17 protein-coding genes and 2 rRNA genes (1 of these 19 running past the window's edge) are annotated in these 21,127 nt (G+C 40.1%); 5 read left to right on the top strand and 14 right to left on the bottom strand.

Going from position 1 to position 21,127, the window contains the following annotated elements; genetic code table 11:
* The 3 genes from C0966_RS01340 to C0966_RS01330 form a co-directional block, all read right to left on the bottom strand.
* Nucleotides 1–611 (bottom strand): 23S ribosomal RNA (locus C0966_RS01340); it reaches 2,322 nt to the left of the window's first position.
* A gap of 281 nt (nucleotides 612–892) precedes the next feature.
* Nucleotides 893–2,443 (bottom strand): 16S ribosomal RNA (locus C0966_RS01335).
* Together the 16S and 23S rRNA genes form the textbook arrangement of a ribosomal RNA operon.
* A gap of 228 nt (nucleotides 2,444–2,671) precedes the next feature.
* The gene (locus C0966_RS01330) at nucleotides 2,672–3,547 is read right to left on the bottom strand and encodes a nucleotidyltransferase-like protein (protein WP_274853380.1); all 876 of its coding nucleotides are present in this window, start codon (nucleotides 3,545–3,547) and stop codon (nucleotides 2,672–2,674) included.
* A gap of 152 nt (nucleotides 3,548–3,699) precedes the next feature.
* Here C0966_RS01330 and C0966_RS01325 point away from each other — a divergent pair, with 152 nt between their 5' ends.
* Nucleotides 3,700–4,044: a YgzB family protein gene (locus tag C0966_RS01325; protein ID WP_274853378.1), complete on the top strand. Its 345-nt coding sequence runs from the start codon at nucleotides 3,700–3,702 to the stop codon at nucleotides 4,042–4,044.
* Nucleotides 4,045–4,136: 92 nt separating this feature from the next.
* Here C0966_RS01325 and perR read toward each other — a convergent pair whose 3' ends face one another.
* From perR to C0966_RS01295, 6 genes are all read right to left on the bottom strand, one after another.
* Nucleotides 4,137–4,574, bottom strand: a complete 438-nt coding sequence (gene perR / locus C0966_RS01320) for a peroxide-responsive transcriptional repressor PerR (RefSeq protein ID WP_274853376.1) — start codon at nucleotides 4,572–4,574, stop codon at nucleotides 4,137–4,139.
* A gap of 302 nt (nucleotides 4,575–4,876) precedes the next feature.
* Nucleotides 4,877–5,350, bottom strand: a complete 474-nt coding sequence (bcp, locus tag C0966_RS01315; protein ID WP_274853375.1) for a thioredoxin-dependent thiol peroxidase — start codon at nucleotides 5,348–5,350, stop codon at nucleotides 4,877–4,879.
* Nucleotides 5,351–5,440: 90 nt separating this feature from the next.
* Nucleotides 5,441–5,845, bottom strand: coding sequence for a potassium channel family protein (locus tag C0966_RS01310; RefSeq protein WP_274853374.1), 405 nt, complete (start codon nucleotides 5,843–5,845; stop codon nucleotides 5,441–5,443).
* Between the two features lie 240 nt (nucleotides 5,846–6,085).
* A complete protein-coding gene (locus tag C0966_RS01305; RefSeq protein WP_274853373.1) occupies nucleotides 6,086–6,871 on the bottom strand; it encodes an ABC transporter permease in 786 nt (261 codons plus the stop codon).
* Between the two features lie 3 nt (nucleotides 6,872–6,874).
* A complete protein-coding gene (locus C0966_RS01300) occupies nucleotides 6,875–7,666 on the bottom strand; it encodes an ABC transporter permease (RefSeq protein WP_274853372.1) in 792 nt (263 codons plus the stop codon).
* 10 nt (nucleotides 7,667–7,676) lie between these two features.
* Entirely contained in the window at nucleotides 7,677–8,684 is a 1,008-nt protein-coding gene (locus tag C0966_RS01295) for an ABC transporter ATP-binding protein (RefSeq protein WP_274853370.1), read from the bottom strand.
* 156 nt (nucleotides 8,685–8,840) lie between these two features.
* Here C0966_RS01295 and C0966_RS01290 point away from each other — a divergent pair, with 156 nt between their 5' ends.
* The 3 genes from C0966_RS01290 to C0966_RS01280 all read left to right on the top strand — a co-directional run bounded on the left by C0966_RS01290 (nucleotide 8,841) and on the right by C0966_RS01280 (nucleotide 16,297).
* Entirely contained in the window at nucleotides 8,841–10,136 is a 1,296-nt protein-coding gene (locus tag C0966_RS01290) for a glutamate-1-semialdehyde 2,1-aminomutase (RefSeq protein ID WP_274853369.1), read from the top strand.
* A gap of 349 nt (nucleotides 10,137–10,485) precedes the next feature.
* The gene (locus C0966_RS01285) at nucleotides 10,486–14,958 is read left to right on the top strand and encodes a glutamate synthase-related protein (RefSeq protein WP_274853368.1); all 4,473 of its coding nucleotides are present in this window, start codon (nucleotides 10,486–10,488) and stop codon (nucleotides 14,956–14,958) included.
* A 265-nt stretch (nucleotides 14,959–15,223) separates the two neighbouring features.
* Nucleotides 15,224–16,297: an FUSC family protein gene (locus C0966_RS01280; RefSeq protein ID WP_274853367.1), complete on the top strand. Its 1,074-nt coding sequence runs from the start codon at nucleotides 15,224–15,226 to the stop codon at nucleotides 16,295–16,297.
* A gap of 148 nt (nucleotides 16,298–16,445) precedes the next feature.
* Here C0966_RS01280 and C0966_RS01275 read toward each other — a convergent pair whose 3' ends face one another.
* The 5 genes from C0966_RS01275 to fabL form a co-directional block, all read right to left on the bottom strand.
* Nucleotides 16,446–18,194 carry an ABC transporter ATP-binding protein gene (locus C0966_RS01275; protein WP_274853366.1) on the bottom strand — a complete coding sequence of 583 codons (1,749 nt, stop codon included), beginning with the start codon at nucleotides 18,192–18,194 and terminating at the stop codon, nucleotides 16,446–16,448.
* Nucleotides 18,195–18,292: 98 nt separating this feature from the next.
* Nucleotides 18,293–18,823 carry a nucleoside tri-diphosphate phosphatase gene (ntdP, locus tag C0966_RS01270; RefSeq protein WP_274853365.1) on the bottom strand — a complete coding sequence of 177 codons (531 nt, stop codon included), beginning with the start codon at nucleotides 18,821–18,823 and terminating at the stop codon, nucleotides 18,293–18,295.
* A 314-nt stretch (nucleotides 18,824–19,137) separates the two neighbouring features.
* Nucleotides 19,138–19,389 carry a YgaB family protein gene (locus C0966_RS01265; RefSeq protein WP_274853364.1) on the bottom strand — a complete coding sequence of 84 codons (252 nt, stop codon included), beginning with the start codon at nucleotides 19,387–19,389 and terminating at the stop codon, nucleotides 19,138–19,140.
* Between the two features lie 340 nt (nucleotides 19,390–19,729).
* Nucleotides 19,730–19,948 (bottom strand): gamma-type small acid-soluble spore protein, encoded by a 219-nt coding sequence (locus C0966_RS01260; protein ID WP_274853363.1) that lies wholly within the window; start codon nucleotides 19,946–19,948, stop codon nucleotides 19,730–19,732.
* A gap of 83 nt (nucleotides 19,949–20,031) precedes the next feature.
* On the bottom strand, nucleotides 20,032–20,781 hold the full coding sequence (gene fabL, locus C0966_RS01255; protein ID WP_274853361.1) for an enoyl-[acyl-carrier-protein] reductase FabL: 750 nt from the start codon (nucleotides 20,779–20,781) through the stop codon (nucleotides 20,032–20,034).
* A gap of 116 nt (nucleotides 20,782–20,897) precedes the next feature.
* Here fabL and C0966_RS01250 point away from each other — a divergent pair, with 116 nt between their 5' ends.
* Nucleotides 20,898–21,122, top strand: coding sequence for a hypothetical protein (locus C0966_RS01250; RefSeq protein WP_274853360.1), 225 nt, complete (start codon nucleotides 20,898–20,900; stop codon nucleotides 21,120–21,122).
* Nucleotides 21,123–21,127 lie beyond the last annotated feature (5 nt).

Genomic DNA, 21,127 nt, shown 5'->3' with positions numbered 1-21,127 from the left:
AAAGGCACGCCATCACCCATGAACGGGCTCTGACTACTTGTAGGCACACGGTTTCAGGTTCTCTTTCACTCCCCTCCCGGGGTGCTTTTCACCTTTCCCTCACGGTACTGGTTCACTATCGGTCACTAGGGAGTATTTAGCCTTGGGAGATGGTCCTCCCTGCTTCCGACGGGATTTCACGTGTCCCGCCGTACTCAGGATCCACTCAGGAGGGAACGAAGTTTCGACTACAGGGTTGTTACCTTCTCTGACGGGCCTTTCCAGACCTCTTCGTCTACCCCGTTCCTTTGTAACTCCATACAGAGTGTCCTACAACCCCAAGAGGCAAGCCTCTTGGTTTGGGCTGTTCCCGTTTCGCTCGCCGCTACTCAGGGAATCGCGTTTGCTTTCTCTTCCTCCGGGTACTTAGATGTTTCAGTTCCCCGGGTCTGCCCTCCTAACCCTATGGATTCAGGTTAGGATCCTATCCCATTACGGATAGGGGGTTTCCCCATTCGGAAATCTCCGGATCAATGCTTACTTACAGCTCCCCGAAGCATATCGGTGTTAGTCCCGTCCTTCATCGGCTCCTAGTGCCAAGGCATCCACCGTGCGCCCTTTCTAACTTAACCTAAAAGGTTTGAAACCTAAAATGGCGATACTCGGTTCTTCTTTTGCCTTCTTCATATTCCATTATCTAGTTTTCAAAGAACAAACGGCAAATGATAAGCTTCGCTCTTCTTCGTCAGCTTCACTCACTCAGATCCTCACGTACAATCAGGTACGCTCCGGTCTTCGCTCGTTTGCTTCCTCGAATAGCTCGCTTCTGATTCGCCTTATTATAAATGAAGGAATTACTCCCTCAAAACTAAACAAACAAAAGCGATCAACTCTTCATATTTAAATTCCTTAGAAAGGAGGTGATCCAGCCGCACCTTCCGATACGGCTACCTTGTTACGACTTCACCCCAATCATCTGTCCCACCTTAGGCGGCTGGCTCCTTGCGGTTACCTCACCGACTTCGGGTGTTACAAACTCTCGTGGTGTGACGGGCGGTGTGTACAAGGCCCGGGAACGTATTCACCGCGGCATGCTGATCCGCGATTACTAGCGATTCCGGCTTCATGCAGGCGAGTTGCAGCCTGCAATCCGAACTGAGAATGGTTTTTTGGGATTGGCTCAACCTCGCGGTCTCGCAGCCCTTTGTACCATCCATTGTAGCACGTGTGTAGCCCAGGTCATAAGGGGCATGATGATTTGACGTCATCCCCACCTTCCTCCGGTTTGTCACCGGCAGTCACCTTAGAGTGCCCAACTGAATGCTGGCAACTAAGGTCAAGGGTTGCGCTCGTTGCGGGACTTAACCCAACATCTCACGACACGAGCTGACGACAACCATGCACCACCTGTCACTCTGTCCCCCGAAGGGGAACGTCCTGTCTCCAGGATTGTCAGAGGATGTCAAGACCTGGTAAGGTTCTTCGCGTTGCTTCGAATTAAACCACATGCTCCACCGCTTGTGCGGGCCCCCGTCAATTCCTTTGAGTTTCAGCCTTGCGGCCGTACTCCCCAGGCGGAGTGCTTAATGCGTTAGCTGCAGCACTAAAGGGCGGAAACCCTCTAACACTTAGCACTCATCGTTTACGGCGTGGACTACCAGGGTATCTAATCCTGTTTGCTCCCCACGCTTTCGCGCCTCAGCGTCAGTTACAGACCAGAGAGCCGCCTTCGCCACTGGTGTTCCTCCACATCTCTACGCATTTCACCGCTACACGTGGAATTCCGCTCTCCTCTTCTGCACTCAAGTTCCCCAGTTTCCAATGACCCTCCACGGTTGAGCCGTGGGCTTTCACATCAGACTTAAGGAACCGCCTGCGCGCGCTTTACGCCCAATAATTCCGGACAACGCTTGCCACCTACGTATTACCGCGGCTGCTGGCACGTAGTTAGCCGTGGCTTTCTGGTCAGGTACCGTCAAGGTACCGCCCTATTCGAACGGTACTTGTTCTTCCCTGACAACAGAGCTTTACGACCCGAAGGCCTTCTTCGCTCACGCGGCGTTGCTCCGTCAGACTTTCGTCCATTGCGGAAGATTCCCTACTGCTGCCTCCCGTAGGAGTCTGGGCCGTGTCTCAGTCCCAGTGTGGCCGATCACCCTCTCAGGTCGGCTACGCATCGTCGCCTTGGTGAGCCGTTACCTCACCAACTAGCTAATGCGCCGCGGGCCCATCTGTAAGTGATAGCCAAAGCCACCTTTCAGCTCTTTCCCATGCGGGAAAGAGGATTATCCGGTATTAGCTCCGGTTTCCCGAAGTTATCCCAGTCTTACAGGCAGGTTGCCCACGTGTTACTCACCCGTCCGCCGCTGACTTCAGGGAGCAAGCTCCCATCAGTCCGCTCGACTTGCATGTATTAGGCACGCCGCCAGCGTTCGTCCTGAGCCAGGATCAAACTCTCCAAAAAAGAGTAAGATATAAGCTCAAAAAAAATTAACGTTGACGCTTTTGTTTGTTCAGTTTTCAAAGAGCAATTCTTATCAGCCGCTCAGAAGCGACCTTTTTAATATATCATGTGGTATTAATTAAGTCAATACCATTTTTAAAATAAATCCGTCGTCAGAGAAAGTTTTTTATTTCTTTCGCAACGACGGTTATTAATATAACAAGTATTTTTAAAAAGGTCAACAGTTTTTTATAAAATTTTTTCTGCCACCTTGTAATATCTATGGAATATTCCTTGGCCTTTTGTTTTCTTATTAACAACTTCAATTAAATTTTTCTCTATAAGATATTCTAAAAGAACTCCAAGATCTACCGAGTAGGAAGAAAGTTCTTTATGGGCCATAATATCATTGAACGACCAAAATGATTTTTCTCTTAGTATATCCAACAAATGGGAAGTTCCAAGATACGTTTTGGAGTAAATTAAAAAATCACTTGCTAAAAACAGCAATTCCAAACGCTTTTCAAGTGTTTCTTCACTATTTACAAGTTCCTCGTAAAGCTTAAAAATCTCCGGATCAATTTGTTTGACCTGGTTCCAAACAGTTACTTCAGGGTGAAATCCGTTTTCTATCACAGCAAGGCGCGCAAGATGATGAAGTGAATGTACAACATGATTATAGGCATCTAAATAATGCTGGTTATTAAAAAACGACTTGCCATCCATGTATCTTCTAATTAATTTCGCAAATTCTATTCCCATTTTCATTTTCCGGCCATTTAAAGGAATCTCTCTGAGCTCATTTTTTAAATTTTGAATGTATTCATTTCGGTCAAAAAGAACTTTTCCGTCATAAATCCATTCAACTACTTTTCGGTTTGAACCCAATAACAACCATTCATTTAATTGTTTTTGGGTCACAATATGCATTGCCGCTTTTTTCTCTTCAAACGTGTAATGTTTTATAAAAACGGGCATCTCCGCATTTTTTACAATTATTAGCAAAACTTTATCAAATGTATCGGTCGTCGGAATTGCCTTATGTTTTTTTTCAATCAATAGCACACCGAGTGTATCTTGATGGCTGGCACGTTCCTGGTAGATAGGCCGAAGGACGTCTTCCATAATCATTCCTCCATAAAATTAATAGCATATATATTCGACATCTCAAAAAATATCTCCTTCTTTATCAAAAGACAAATTTCGACATTATCAAACAATAACATTTATTATTGTATAAATGATATGATATAGTAAATCTTTAGGAGGGACAATGAATGGCTAAGTATACAAGTAAAATAAATAAAATTCGAAGTTTTGCATTAAGCTTAATTTTTATCGGCTTTGTAGTTATGTACGGCGGGATTTTCTTCAGAAATCATCCCCTGATCATGACTATTTTTATGATTCTCGGTTTATTCTTTATTATTGCCAGTACAATCGTTTATTTCTGGATCGGCATGTTGTCAACAAAAGCTGTTCAAGTTGTTTGCCCTAATTGCAATAAACCGACAAAAATGCTCGGCAGAGTGGATATGTGCATGTACTGCCGCGAACCTTTAACCCTTGATCCCGAGCTTGAGGGGAAAGAATTTGATGAAAAATACAATAGAAAGAAATGAAAAATGGCCTTTTCCTTATTCGAGAGGCCATTTTCACGCTCTTTTAAACATAAAAAACCGAATAGCAAATGCTACCGGCTTCAATTCACGAATTAATGGGCTTCTTTATTTGAACATTCAGGACAAGTTCCGTAGATTTCCATACGATGGTGACTTACTCTAAATCCAGTCACATGGGAAGCGAGCTGTTCAACCTCATTAAGGCCAGGGTAATGAAAATCGACAATTTTGCCGCAGCTTTCACAAATTACATGATAATGATGAGTTGTGACAAAATCAAATCTGCTTGATGCATCTCCATAAGTTAACTCTTTAACGAGGCCAACTTCACGAAATACTCTTAAATTATTGTAAACTGTTGCCACACTCATATTCGGGAACTTGCCTTCTAGAGCCTTATATATTTCGTCAGCAGTCGGGTGTGACATTGAGTTTATTAAATATTCAAGTATCGCATGACGTTGTGGAGTTATGCGAACTCCAGTTTCTTTTAAGGTTTCCAGCGCTTCTTTTAGATGCTTGTGTTCCATCGCCATGCACCTCTTTTCTAACAAAAATTCTTACTTTATAATCTTTATAATTAGTGTACTAAGAATTAACGACTTTTGTCAATATTCCTAAGTTGGATAAATGGAAATTCATTTATTCTTGGTAAAGGAGTTTGTTCTTGAATTTCCAAATGATTGTTTTCATAGGGGTCCGCAACAAAAAAAGCGGACCCATAAGGATCCGCAACGAACTTATCTGAGGAGGTATGCCCTAATACATTAATATTCAATACTTGTATTCATGAATGGACAGAAGCCTCGTTATTTAAAAATAGGCTCCATCTTCATGATGGTAAATTCTCACGGACATATTGCAATGTCTCTTCAACATGGCCCTTCACTTTAACATTTCGCCATTCCTTGACTATTTTACCGTCCTTATCAATGACAAATGTTGACCTTTCAATACCCATGTATTCTTTGCCGAAATTTTTCTTTAACTTCCAAACACCAAATGCTTCTGCGAGTTTATGGTCTTCATCGGCTAATAAAAGAAAAGGTAGCCCGTGTTTTTCAATAAATTTTTCATGCCTGTTGATAGGGTCAGGGCTTACTCCTAAAATAACAGTATTGACATCGGAGAATTCCTGATATGCATCCCTAAAATCACAGGCTTCAGTTGTACAGCCGGGGGTCATATCCTTTGGATAAAAATAAAGAACGACATTTTTACCACGAAAATCTGACAGTTTGACTATTTTTCCGTTGCTTGCAGGCAGTTCAATATCCGGAGCAAGCTCTCCTGTTAATTCTGGCATGACAATCCCTCCAAAACTAAGAAATTAGTTCTTATCATAAGCCTATCCAATGTATCTGTAAAAAACAACTATACTGATTGAAGTTTCGCTCTATTTTTCTACATCCAGAACCGCTTTAGCTACAAAAGCTGCCGGAATCGTATACCCTACCAACGCCTCAAGAACAACCACTATTCTCCCGATCCCAATCGGTACGATATCTCCGTACCCAACTGAAAAAAGTGTAATCGTACTGAAATATATTGATGTTTCCAATTTTTTGAAGAAGTCACCTTGCATAATTCTGCCGTTTTCCAAGATAACAGCATTTCCGTTGAACTCTAACAATATAAATATTAATCCAAATCCAATCATGATCGTAGCATATAGGACTGCCAAAAATAAAAAGTTTTCCAATGAAACAAGCTTGCCTTTTATTGTATTTGGTAAAAATAAAGTACGCAGACTCATTGCAATACAGAAAATAACACTTGATAACAAAATATAAAACGCCATATTATTCCCTCATTTCTGCATCACTTATTTCATCTATACGCAAATAAAGAATTTCATATGCAAGCTCGTTTACTATATAGAAAAGCGGAGCCGACTGGTTATCCAGACAGCTGCTTACATGCCTAAGAATTTAACTGTTTTTGCTTCATTAGAAGGATCGAAGCGACCCTCGAGAGGATAAGGAGGCGGAAATGGACAATTTGAAAAAGGGGGCTGACCCTTTGTTTATGAGTCAACCCCTTAGTTCCCTGCACCTCTGTACCTTTTTACGCCCGCATTCCATAACAGCACAGATAAAATGAAGAAAACTGCCCCGATGAGAGGAGTCAAAAAGGAATATGCATACCATTCCGTTTTCTTAAGAAAATAAGCAGCGGGATAAACACCGACAAAAGCAAACGGGAGGATCCATGTTAATATAAATCGGATAGCGCGATTGTATATATCAACTGGATACCTGCCGTAGTTTCCGATATTGTACATCATCGGCATAATCGATGTGTTAGCATCAGCGAAAAAACTGATACATGCAACCATGATAAACGTACCTGCATAAACAAGCACTCCGCCGATAACAAACAGGACAAATAAAAAAGGGTCATACCAGCTGATTTGTAAATCCAGCCTTACCCCTGCATAAAACATAACGATAAGCCCGGTTACAGCTCCAAATAAAGATTCAAGTTCAATTCTTTCCAAAATGATTTGAAACAAGCTATGAACAGGGCGTGTTAAAACTCTGTCAAATTCCCCCTTCACAATGTACCTCTCATTAAAATCCCATATATTGAAGAATGCTGAAAAAATCGCATAAGGCACTAGAAAAAAACCATAAATAAAGATAATTTCATCTCTGCTCCATCCGTTTAAAAAATCGGTATGCCCGAAAACCACTAAAATAAAAATAAGATTCACAGCTTGGAGCAATAAATCGGAGATCAACTCAACAAATACATCCACACGGTATTGCAGCCTTGTCTTCATATACTGGGCAACATATTGAAAAAATATCGAAACGTAAAACATCTGTCACCCTCCCTGAATGATGAGTTGTTTTTTCGCAGCAATCCAGAGAATCTGAATTGGAATAATAAGGGCAAGTACCCAAATACCTTGAAAAATTAATGCATTGATTGCTTCACTTCTTGAAAAACCCTCAGTGAAAATCATGCTCGGTATATAACTAATTCCTTGAAACGGCAGAAACTTCATGATATCTTGCGCCCATGCCGGAAAAAAGCTGATCGGCAAAATCAGTCCGGAAAATAAATCTATGACAACCCGTTTTGCCCGAATTAGTCCTGCATTATTGTATAAGAAAAAAGTAGTAATTCCCGTTAGTAAATTGATTTGTGTGTTAATGAAAAAACTTAATAAAATTGAGACTGCGAATAAAACCCATACTGACAGGTCAGCAGAAAATCGAAGAGAAAAAATAATAGATACAATTATCATCCCGGGGATTGAAAAAAAGAACAGCCGAAAAATCCCTTCCCCGAATCCCTGCATCGTTTTCATGCCGAGGTAATGGTAAGGGCGAATCAATTCAATTGCTACTTTCCCCTCTCTAATTTCCATCGCCATTTCACGGTCTATATTATTAAAATAAAAAGCTCTGGCCATCCAGGCAATTGCGACATAAGTTGTCATCTGAGCAGCTGATAAACCTTCTATATTGCTTTTTCCGCTATATATCGAATTCCAAATAAAATAATATACTCCTATATTGATAGTATAGATCAAAATTCCCGTATAATAATTCGTTCGATAGGCCAGCATCATTAAGAATCGAATCCGTATCATTTCCAAATATTTTTCCATAAACCTCTCCTCACAAAATGCCTCTTTCATAAATATTTCGAATGATTTCTTCCGTCGATACTTCATTTACTTTAACATCTTTAATCTTATAAGTAGAAACAACAATAGAAATTAACTGCGAAACTTTATCATCGTTGTCTTCGATATGTGCAATAAAGATTTGATCTTTCTCATCCCTGCTCCACTTAACCCCAAGTTCAGAAGTCAAACTTTCTAAATCAGGAAGTTTTGCTTCTTCAATGAATTGGAATTGAATTTCCTTTCCCTCTCCCCACTGGTCTTTGAGATTTCTTAACGAGCCGTCATAAATGATTCGGCCTTCATCGAGCATAATAACCCGCTCGCACAAGGCTTCTATATCAGATAAGTCATGGGTAGTGAGTAATATCGTAGTATTGTATTTTTTATTTATCTCCTTTAAAAATTCGCGAATCTTTAATTTAACAAGAACATCCAGACCGATTGTCGGTTCATCCAAAAATAATAGTGGTGGATTATGGATTAAAGCAGCAGCCAATTCACAGCGCATTCTTTGCCCCAGGGACAGCTTCCGGACAGGCTTGTCCAATAACGGTTCGATATCCAATGATTTTATGACATGATCCATATGTTCGTTGTATTGTGCATCTGAAACTTTATAAACTTTTTTTAAAAGCCGGAACGATTCCTGAACAGCGATATCCCACCATAATTGTGATCGCTGACCAAATACAACTCCGATTGTTTGAACAAATTTTTCCCTCTCTTTATGCGGATTCATTCCATTTACAGAAACCATTCCCGAAGTCGGGGTTAATATCCCTGTAAGCATTTTAATTGTCGTCGATTTGCCGGCCCCGTTTTCCCCGATGTAACCAACCATTTCCCCTTGTTTCACTCGAAAGCTGATATCATTTACAGCTGGAACGATTTTATAATTTCTTGTAAAGAGGTCGCGGAAAGCACCCTTCAGTCCACTCCTGCTTGAGTAAGCTTTAAATTCTTTGCGTAAATTACGAACTACAATCGCATCATCCATTGTATTTCCTCCCGCCTTCAAAATTCCTAAGAAAAAAGTTTACTCTATCGAACCAATGAAGACAAATTCCATGCACCATCCCATAAAGTGAATAAATCATTATTATATGAAAAACATGATAAAATAGAGAAGCAGCAATTTTTGAGGAGGCATAGTATGCAATTTACTAAATCTGAACAATTACATAAAGAAGCTTTAGAACATATTGTCGGAGGTGTTAACAGTCCTTCACGTTCTTATAAAGCAGTTGGCGGCGGTGCACCTGTCGTAATGGAACGGGCAAAAGGCGCTTATTTTTGGGACGTTGACGGAAACAAGTACATTGATTACTTGGCCGCATACGGTCCGATTATTGCCGGCCATGCCCATCCACACATTACGGAAGCAATAAAAAAAGCAGCTGAATCAGGCGTCCTTTACGGCACACCTACACCTCATGAAGTGAAATTCGCAAAAATGCTGAAAGAAGCGATGCCCGGGCTGGAAAAAGTCCGCTTTGTCAATTCAGGTACGGAAGCGGTTATGACAACCATTCGTGTAGCAAGAGCCTATACCGGAAGAGATAAAATTATTAAATTTGCCGGGTGTTATCACGGCCACTCTGACCTTGTGCTTGTGGCGGCAGGTTCAGGGCCTTCAACATTAGGCACTCCCGATTCTGCCGGAGTTCCAAAAAGCATTGCCCAAGAAGTCATCACTGTACCTTATAATGATATTGAACCATTTAAACAAGCGCTGGAAAAATGGGGTGACCAGGTTGCTGCCGTATTAGTGGAGCCGATCGTCGGCAACTTTGGAATTGTCGAACCAAAACCGGGCTTTCTTGAACAGGTAAATGAACTGACACATCAAGCCGGTGCACTTGTTATTTACGATGAGGTGATCACAGCTTTCCGCTTCATGTATGGAGGCGCCCAAGATATGTTAGGCATTAAACCCGACTTAACCGCACTCGGAAAAATTATCGGCGGAGGGCTTCCAATCGGCGCATATGGCGGTAAAAAAGAAATCATGGAAAAAGTTGCTCCACTCGGCCCTGCCTATCAGGCCGGAACAATGGCCGGCAACCCGGCATCGATTTTATCCGGTATCGCTTGTCTTGAAGTGTTGCAACAGGAAGGAGTTTATGAACATTTAGACCGTCTTGGAGCAATGCTTGAAGAGGGCATATTATCTGCAGCAAAAGAACACGGAATTTCGATCACAATAAATCGTCTTAAAGGCGCATTAACGGTTTATTTTACAAATGAAAAAGTCGAAAACTATGAACAAGCCGAAAACACCGATGGTGAAATGTTTGCAAAGTTCTTCAAGTTGATGCTTAAACAAGGCATAAACCTAGCTCCTTCAAAATATGAGGCATGGTTTATTACACTCGCTCACACTGAAGAAGATATTAAAACAACGATTCATGCAGTCGAAAATGCTTTTTATTTATTAGCAAACAATTAAATATTCATTTTTTATACACTCCGGAGGACAAATTGTCCTCCAGTTTTTGTTATTTTTATTAATGAAACCGTTTTCATATCGATGTTTACAGAGCTTTTTTCCAATTGTACAAACAATTTTCCTATCCAATTTTATGTATAATTATGTTGATTTCCGAATATTATCATGATAATATAAAAAAGTATAATTTTGAAAATTTGTTTCTTTGGTTCATTTTGTTCTCACCATTTTTTTCCCCAACTTTCCGCTCTAATCTGAATCTCCTCTTTTGAGGTTCTTTAATAATTTTAACTAAGGAGGTGTACCGGCTTTAAGGAGTTATTCCTCCGCAAACGAAGCCGACAAATCAATGACACAGCAATGGAGTCCTTCTGTTTTTAAAGATTTTCATCGCCAAGAACACGATGCCTGCGGTATTGTATCATGCATGGAAAAAAAGAGAATTCCAACAAGAGAAAATATTTACAATTGTATTAATGCTCTCCTTACAATGAACCACCGTGCAGGGTTTATCAACGGCGAGGGCGATGGAGTAGGAATTCATATTGACATCCCTCGAAAGTTATGGAAGGAAAAATTGCAATTTGCGGGAGAAGACCCTGAACAAGCGGAAAAAGATAATTTTGTCGTCGGGCATGTATTTATTAATAGAAATGCAGATACAACCTCTATTAAAAAAGTACTTTCTTCTAAGCTGGAAGCCTTAAATTTTAGAATTCTATTTCAATCGGATGAAGTAACGGACTCCTCTTCCCTTGGTCCAATTGCAATTCAGGAAAACCCTGTGTTTTGGCAGTTCGCATGTTCATCTGACCTTACCGGCCAAGAATTGTCGAAAACATTATTTGAGCTGATTGTTGATTTTGAATTGAATGAGAATGTTCACGTTGCCTCTTTAAGCCAATATCATGCTGTTTATAAAGTAATGGGAGCAGGCGACATCCTTCCTAAATACTATAAAGATCTTGCCAGCCCTCTTATTGCTTCAACGATGACTTTAGGCCACAACCGCTATTCTACAAATACACTTTCAAGCTTTTTCCGAGTTCAGCCGTTCAGTGTGCTCGGCCATAACGGAGAAATAAACACGATCGCAAAGCTTCGTGATGAAGCAAAAATGATTGGTGTTCCGCTTGTGAAAGACGGCAGCGACTCACAGGATTTAAGCAGGACAATTGAAACATTGATTTGCCGTGACGGCTTATCTCTTTTTGAAGCGATGGACATATTATTCCCGCCGATTATTAATGAAATCAAAGCGTATCCAGATCATCTTCAAGATTTGTACACATATATCCGAGAAGCATGGGGACATTTTGCCCAAGGACCTGCTGGCATCATTTCCCGCTTTGGTGATGAAGCTGTTTTCAGTGTAGATGCATTAGGACTCCGACCATTATGGATGCTCGAAACAGAATCTTCCTACCTGTTATCATCAGAGCCGGGAATAATTCCTTCAAGCGAATATGTGAATGACCCGAAACCACTCGCTCCCGGAGAAAAAATCGGTCTAAAATGGAGCGGCGACAGTTTGCAAGTTTTTGAACAGGACCAATATCAAGAAGAAGTATACCGACGTTTTTCCGAAAGAATAAATGTATTTGATGCACGCAAGAGACTCGTTCCTCCTCTTCTAGAAAAAACAATTACAATGAATTATCCGGATAAAATTCATAACGGGCAATATAAAGCATTCGGCTGGGAACGTGACCATGTCCAGTTGATTGAGCAAATGGCTGAAAAAGGTGTTGAACCAATTCGCTCTCTTGGCCACGATGCTCCGCTCGCTGCCCTTAATCCTGAACGGAAAAACATCGCTGATTTTATTAAAGAAAGTGTAGCTGTCGTTACAAACCCTGCCATTGACAGAGATCGGGAAATGGAACATTTTTCCACCCGAACTGTTATCGGCAGACGCCCAAGCCTTTTTAAGAAACAGGAAACATCAACCGTTATGGAACTGACAACTCCTTTATTGATTGAAGGCAAAGAAGGCTACGAGTGTTCGAAAGAACTTCAGCAGCCTAGCTTTGATCAAGTTGTTCATTATTTTCAAAAACAACAGTTGGCAGTCTATTTATCTATGACATTTACAGAAGAAGAAACGATTGATGAAGCGCTTTCTCGCCTATCCGAAGCGGCTGTTGCGGCTGTTAAAGATGGAAAAACCTTGCTGATATTGGATGATGCAAATGCACATCTCGATAACGCTCTTTGGCTTGATCCTCACCTTGTGACATCTGCCATCGACCAGGTGCTTGTAAAAGCCGAACTTAGAAGAGAATGTTCTTTGCTTCTAAGGTCTGCAGCTATCCGCTCTTTACACGATATCGTTGTGGCATACGGTTTGGGAGCAGATTTAATCAGCCCTTACTATATGTTTATGACCGTTTTTGATGAGTCAATTAAACCATTAACAAATCTTTACAATGCATTAACAAAAGGGCTTGAAAAAGTGATCTCTACAATTGGAATCCATGAACTTAGGGGATATGGACGATTATTTTCCGCGATCGGCTTAAATGAACGAATTGCCGAATACTTGAATATCGTCAATTTCTTCGGTTCAAAAGAGCTCGCCTATAACTTTGAAGTCATGAAACAAGATGCGATTCAGAGAGCGAAAGATTATCACAATGACAAGGAAAGAATCGGGAAATCATTTCATTTATTCCCAAGAATTTGGAAAGCAATCGGAGAAGTGGCAGCAACCGGAGATTACAGCGTCTATCGTGAAAAAATCAGTGAGCAAGAGGAACAAAATCCAACCACCATTCGCCATTTAACTGGTATAAAGAAAGCTTCTAGACCTCTTTCACCGAGTGAAGTAGATATAAGTATCGGAGAACAAAGCCTGCCGTTTGTCATTTCTTCGATGTCATTCGGATCGCAAAATGAAATAGCCTTCCGTGCTTATGCTGAAGGAGCAGACCGTCTAAATATGGTCAGCTTAAACGGCGAAGGCGGAGAAATTAAAGATATGCTCGGAAAATATCCAGGAACACGCGGACAGCAAGTTGCGTCAGGACGATTTGGGGTTAATGCTGAACTCTTAAATTCATCAAACTTGCTTGAGATCAAAATCGGGCAAGGAGCAAAACCAGGTGAAGGCGGTCATCTGCCGGGTTCAAAAGTTACAGCAAAAATTGCTGAAGCAAGGAACGCAACTATCGGTTCTGATTTAATCTCGCCTTCAAATAACCATGATATTTATTCAATTGAAGATCTCGCACAAATGATTCACGAACTGAAAACGGCCAATGATAAAGCAAAAGTAGCCGTTAAAGTTCCGGTTGTTCCGAATATCGGAACAATCGCAGTCGGAATAGCCAAAGCCGGTGCAGATATCATTACTTTAAGCGGCTTTGACGGAGGGACCGGTGCAGCCAGAATCCATGCCCTTGAACATGTCGGCCTGCCTGTTGAAATCGGAGTAAAAGCAGCTCATAACGCTCTTATTGAAGCCTGTCTGCGCGACAAAGTGGAATTATGGGCAGATGGCGGGATAAAAAGTGTACTCGATGTCTTAAAAGTGATGCTGCTCGGCGCAAACCGGATCGGATTTGGTACACTTTCCATGCTTGCCATCGGTTGTACTACATGCCGAGGCTGCCATTTAGATACTTGCCATGTTGGTATAGCAACACAAATTGAATCAGAAGCCCAGGCAAAAGAACACGGCCTGCGTCGCTTTGTTCCGCGCCAGTTCGATACAGCTGTTCAAGGCATCGTAAATTTATTTACGGCCTTCGGTAATGAACTGAAAGCTCTCGCTGCTTCAATTGGAATTAACAAATTGCAAGATGCAGTCGGAAGATCAGATTTGCTTGAACAAATAAGAGGAAAAGACCAATTAGATTTAACATATTTGTTAAAAACACTTGAAATCGAACAGTTTGCGCAATATGAAGCAGCTGCTTCTCTCGAAACGAAGCAAAAGCAACTACAAGTTGCAGCGGGTGCAGAATATCTTGATGCAGTTGAAGAAGAACTGCATCAGTCCCGCGAATTTCTCAGCATTACATCGGAACAGCGAGTTCTTGGAAGCCGCGTCTCCTGTCATCGGGTGCGAGGACGCCTAGATGGATCGTACCGGAGCCTCCCTCCTGTCAAGCTAAAATACCGCAGGTCCATTTTAGGAAATGGGCTTGGCGCATACAATAGCGAAGGCATTCATATTGAAGTAGACGGCGGCGGGCAAGATGGAGTTGGTAAAACTTCATTCGGCGGAAGTATTCTTATCTTTAAATCGAAAGGAAAAGACGGCCGTTATTACAACGGTTCTGTCGGAAAAGGTTTTGGCTACGGTGCGCAAAAAGGTTTGCTTGTGGCACAAGGAAATGCGGATGCCCGCGCCGGAATCCGACTTTCCGGTGCAGATATGATAATCGGCGGGCAGCTGAAACAGCCGATTCCAGAAAAAGAGATGGGAAATATAGGTGCGAAAGCTAATATAAAAGGATTTGCGTTTGAATACATGACGAACGGAAGAGGGCTTGTTCTAGGCGATCCGGGACCATGGATTTGTGCAGGTATGACAGGCGGTGTCGTTTATTTACGCCATCAGCCTGAAATGGGCTTAACAATGGAAGCGATTCAAAGACGGATCGCGAAAGGAGCGAAAGTTTCCATTTCTCCACTTTCCGATAAAGGAAAACAGGATGTGGCAGAGCTGCTTTGTAAATATGTACAAATGCTTGAACAGCAAGGCCAAGAATCTGATGCAAAAGAGCTGTCTCTACTTTTAGAAAATCCGGAAAAACACTTTGTACAAATCGTTCCGGTTAAAGAACAAGCAGATCCGTCTGTATCAACAGAATAATTTGCAAAGATTAAAAATCATAAAGGGACTGAACTGAGGAACTATTTCCTCACTTTTCAGTCCCTTTTACTATGTTTGTTTGAAGTAGAAAAAGGGTGCGAATGCTAGTGAATTTCTTAACAATTTCCATTGAACTTTCGTACTTTTCATTGTATAGTACAATTTGTTTGGTTCAGAAACGAATAGTTGATAGTATAAATATATAATGTATTTGTTCGCTTACATGGGATTATTTACTATCACGTAAGAAAGGAATCAATATTTCATGAAGCTTGGTGCCCGCATATTAAAGACGGGAATTGCAATCATTTTGTCCTTGTTTCTAGCTGAGATGTTCGGTCTTAAATCCCCCGTTTTTGCAGGGATAGCAGCCATATTTGCTGTTCAACCTACCATCTATCGGTCATATTTATCGATTATAGAACAAATTCAAGGGAACATAATCGGAGCTTTAACTGCTGTCTTTTTTGTTCTTCTTTTAGGCAACGATTTTTTAATTGTTGGTTTGGCGGCGATTATTGTCATAACAATTAATTTAAAATTGAAAATTGAAAACACCATTTCTCTTTCACTCGTTACATTAATTGCAATTATGGAAAATCCGGAAGGAGATTTTATTGAGTTTGCACTATTGCGTTTTTCTACCATTATGCTTGGTGTTTTATCCGCTTTTATAGTAAACCTTGTATTCTTGCCGCCTAAATATGAAAACAAATTATATTATAAAATCACAAATATTACAGAAGAAATCACTAAATGGATTCGGCTAAGGCATGCCTCAGAATATACATTGTTAAAGAATGATATCGAAAAGATCAAAGATGATATTATAAAGCTTGACCAGCTTTATTTGATGTATAAAGAAGAGAGGAATTATTTTAAGAGAAATGTTCTGACCAAATCAAGAAAGCTGGTCATCTACCGGCAAATGATATATGCTGTTAAAAAATCGCTCGAAACTTTAAAGAAATTACATCGATTCGAAAATGAAATTTTGGAAATGCCTGTATCCTTTCAGGAAGCCATACAGGAGCAGCTCGACTGCCTTATTTACCATCATGAAGAGCTCCTCCTAAAATTTATTGGGAAAAGTCGTCTTCATGGAGAAAATGAAGACGCAAAGGTATGCTTAAATAAAAAAGAGCTGTTTGATTTATTTTTAGCCCAACAAAATGAATTTGACAATCCTGAAGATCCGATTTTTTTTCATACGATGCAAGTTGTTTCAGCTATTATCGAATACGGAGAACAATTGGAACACCTTGATTTGCTCATTAACAGCTTTCAATCCTATCATAAAAGCGAAAATGAAATAGAAATTGAAGAAGTTGAAGAGTAAAAAATATAAAAAATCTGGGGACAAAACCCAATAAAATTTAAGCAGCTGATTGGTTCAGCTGCTTTTTTCTATGTCCTAGTTTCAGCGATTTCAATTCCTAATTCTTTATTCACGGTTCCAGTTCAAACATGAAAAAGGTCCTCTTCTATTAATTGTCGAGCTGCTGTACTTGAAATAGTTTAAAGTAACCGCCCTTTTTCTTCATCAGTTCTTCATGGGTTCCCTGTTCGGTTATTTCCCCATTTTCAATTAAAACAATTCTGTCAGCATGTGTAATGGTTGAAAGCCTATGTGCGACAATAAATGTGGTTCGGTCCTTTGCTAATTTTTCTAAAGCCTCCTGGATTAAATGCTCGCTTTCTAAATCGAGGGCAGAGGTTGCTTCATCCAAGATCAGTATTGGCGGATTCTTAAGGAAAACTCTTGCAATCGCGATTCTTTGTTTTTGCCCTCCGGACAATTTGACACCTCTTTCTCCCACTCTTGTGTCATAACCATCAGGTAAATTCATAATAAATTCATGAGCATTTGCAAGCGTAGCAGCTTCAATGATCTCTTCATCAGAGGCATCTGGCTTGCCGAGCAGGATGTTCAATTTAACGGACTCACTAAACAAAATGTTGTCCTGCAGAACCATTCCAATCTTATCTCTGAGACTCCTTACCTTAAAGGTTCGTATATCCTTCCCGTCCAACAATATTCTGCCTTTTGTCACATCATAAAATCTTGGAATTAAGCTAACTAATGAAGTTTTTCCGCCACCGCTCATACCAACGAATGCGACTGTTTCTCCCTTTTTCACCTCAAGGTTTATGTTTTTTAAAACAGTTTCTTCTTGTGATGAATAGGAAAAGCTTACATTTTCAAACGTAACATCCCCATGAACATGATTGCATTCGATTGCATCAGGAGAATCTTCTATATCATATTTTTCATCGATAAGTTCAAAAACTCTGTCCATTGAAGCGATTGATTGCGTTAAAGAAGTCGAAGAATTGACGAGCCGCCTTAACGGATTGTAAAGCCTGTCAATATAGGCAATAAAAGCAACCATTGTTCCTAATGATAAATTTTCCTGAATTACCTGATAACCTGAATAACCAATGACAAACAGCGGTGCAAGATCGGTTATCGTATTAACAACGGCAAAAGCTTTTGCATTCCAGCGCGTATGATCCAATGCTTTTGTTAAAAAATTTCTATTGTGCTTATTAAATTGCGTTTGTTCAAAATCTTCAATCGCAAAGCTTTTGATAACCGGCATGCCTTGAACACGCTCATGCAAATAACTCTGAACTTCTGCGAGAGCTTGCGAGCGAACCCTTGTAAGCTTGCGCAAATTTCCAAAAAAATAATTAACAGAGAAAGCATAAAACGGTAATAATATTAATGACACAATCGTTAAAGATACATCCATCGTAAACATAATTGCAATGGCAATGATAATGGTAGCCATATCAAGCCATAAATTCATTAAACCGGTGATGACAAAAGTTTTTGTTTGCTCAACATCGTTAATAACCCTGGAGATTACTTCTCCCGCCTTTGTATTTGCATAATATTTAAAGCTTAATTTTTGAAGATGCGTAAAAAGACGGTCACGAATATCGTATAAAATTTTGCTTGCAGTCCACTGGGCAAAATATTGGCGGTAATATTCGATCGGAGGGCGAAGTACGACAAATACGACGAGCATCAAGCCCATAATCCAATACAATTTATAAAGCTTATCCCCTTGTGTAAGAACATCATTTGAAACAATATCATCAACGACATATTTTATACTCAATGGAATTAACAGGGGAATGGCAAATTTGATCACTCCAATAATAATCGTTCCAATAATTTGTAAACGATACGGTTTCACAAAGTGCAAATACCTTCGAATACTGTCCAAGCCCTCTCCCCCTCCGGTACAGAAATCTCTTTTTTCAACCACATAAAAAACCTGTTGAATCGGCATCAACAGGCAGCGATTTAGGACTTGCATCCAAATTAGCGTCTGTATGTCAAATAGCGTTCATACCAAATATCAATAAAATCAGGTGAAAATGGACCCTTGCGCTGGCGGATCCACCGGATCAGTTTGGTTACATTTTTTTTCAAAATTTGGTCGATCACTTCAGGGTAATTCATTTCTTTTCTGTGACGCTCATACTCATCTTCGTCCAATATATGAAATGTCATATCGGGAAATACCTTAATATCCAAATCATAATCGATATATTTTAACGCTTCATTATCATATATGAAAGGTGAGCTTAAGTTACAGTAATAATAAACTCCATCTTCCCGGATCATTCCGATAATATTAAACCAGCACTGTGAATGGAAATAACAAATGGCAGGCTCCCTTGTAATCCAAGTCCTTCCATCTGCTTCTGTAACCATTGAACGGTCGTTTCCGCCAATAACAATATTTTGCGTCCCTTTTAATACAATTGTTTCTTCCCAGACGCGATGGATGTGCCCATTGTGCTTATAACTATGAATTTGGATTGATTCACCTTCGATGGGTACGCCCATTTCTATCTCCCCTACTTTCATCCCGGACGCTTTTGCAACCTATATACATGTAATTACGTCCAGCCACCTGAACGTGTAAATCTGGCAGATGGAAAAAATTCCTATTGGTCTTCGAATGTTTCTAAATTCAAGGCTCTTATATGCAAGGATAACAATCGAAAAAAGACAACAAAGAACGATTCCTATTCTATATTATTATAACGGTTAAATAAAGAATTTAAAACAAAAGAGCCATTTTTCAATGACCCTTCAAAAAATATCTTTTGATATTTGACAAATGATGGTCTTGAGACATTGAAAGACAAAAACTTACATTAACATGTAATTTTTGAATCCTGATATGACCGAATAACCTCTTCTGTCTGCAGTTCAAATATTCTGTGTATTTCCTTCAGTTCCTTTTTCATTTTTGCTATTTCCATCTGAATGCTTTCAAGTTCGGTTTCTTCCTGAAGGATCATTAATTCCTGTTCAATTTCCTGGCATCGCTCAAGTTCTCTCTGTAAATACAACAACTTCTCCATTGTTTTCATCTGTTCATTAACTAATCGGTTAAACATCTGCATATCAATCACCGTCCCATTATTTTGTTTAATCTATTTATTCGTGGATGGCTTATAAACTCCTTTATCTAGTTATGTTGATGGAAAGGAAGTTTTGTCGAATGGTTTATTAACCTTCACAGTTCGAAATAATGGAATTTTTCGAAAAAAATAACGGGAATTTTATTCAGAAAAATAAAGAAGTTATTGTAAAAGAAGAAAAATTTTCAAACATTATTAAAAAAGAGGCTGACTCGAGCCACGCACCCTCAATTATTAATATAGAAGCATAATCAATGTTTCTATATTAATAATTGCAGACGGGCGCGAGGCACTTATGGGTCAGCCTCCAACACTTATGTTATTAACTGCTTTGTCCGGATTGGCCGGAATTTTGTGCCTTTTTCGCTTCAGCTTGTTGGTTTTGTTGTCTTACTTGTTGAGCATTAGTTTCGCTTGCAAACTCAGTACCGAATTGACCTTGGCCAGCTGCTTGGCTTTGACCAGACTGAGCGTTTTGTTGTCTTACTTCTTGAATGTTAGTGCCAGCTTGCGATTTGTTTGGCTGTTGATTGTTTGCCATTGTAATCACCTCCACGAACATTACTCTATCCATTCGTGGCAGAAATTATTCGGCATTATTATACAAAAATAAACCAATTAAAGTTAAACTAACAAGGATATTCCTCCATCTACAATGATCGTTTGGCCCCTGATCATATTTGCTTCGTCTGAAATTAAAAACATGATTGTATTCACAATGTCTTCAATTTCAACCATTCTGCCGGCAGGCGTTTTTGCTTTTGCTTCCCGCAGAAGTTCTTCCCTATTTGGAAAATGTTTTAAAGCATCCGTATTAATCGCTCCTCCGGATACAGCATTGACAACAATATTTTTTGGTGCTAATTCAATCGCCAAGTATCTTGTTAAGGCTTCTAAAGCCGCTTTTGAAACACCGACAGTTGTATAATTTTCCAAATAGCGAATGGATCCTAACGAACTGATGCTAACGATTTTTCCGCCGCCGCTTTTTTCCATTAATTTGGCCGCTTCCTTGGCACAGAACAATAAAGCCTTGCTGTTGATATTCATTGTCCAATCCCAATGAGACTCTTCAATCTCCAGTGCCGGCCGGAGCACTCCGGAAGCTGCATTATTGATAAAAACATCAAGCCGGCCAAATTCGTTGTTAATTTGTTCAAACATATTTTTAATTTTCTCAACGTCACCAACGTTTGCTTTTACAACGAGCGCTTTCCTGCCTAATTGCTCTATTTCGCCTGCAGTTTCAAGTGCTGCTGATTTGCTTCTTGCATAGTTAATAACGATATCATAACCTTCTTTAGCCAACCGCAGTGCAGTTGCTTTGCCGATTCCCCGGCTGCTTCCTGTAACTAGGGCCACTTTTTGACTCATATCAAAAATCCTTTCTTTTCACGAGTTTTGTTTATATTTTAACTTTTCCATGTATAGAAAACAATGTTCGAAAAAAACTAGTTTTGATCATAATTTGTGGTGAAAGGGTGTTTGCCATGTATATTGGCCGTGATATGACCGAGCTTTCAATGATGCCGAAAACGGAATGGGAAAACAGTGAACTGGCTTTCTTTCATCATTCGCTTCAGCAGATCATGCCTTATTTAAATGCAGAAGGACAGACAATTCATCGTGAAATTGTAAAAGAAATCGAACGGCGCGGGGGTCTTGAACGCACAGAAGCAGATTATTCTCATGGAACGAAAACCACGTACGATTGACGTAT

Source organism: Bacillus methanolicus (assembly GCF_028888695.1).
Lineage (GTDB): Bacteria > Bacillota > Bacilli > Bacillales > Cytobacillaceae > Bacillus_Z > Bacillus_Z methanolicus_B.
The sequence above is the reverse complement of the archived record's forward strand: the minus strand, read 5'-3'. Positions and strand labels throughout refer to the sequence as shown.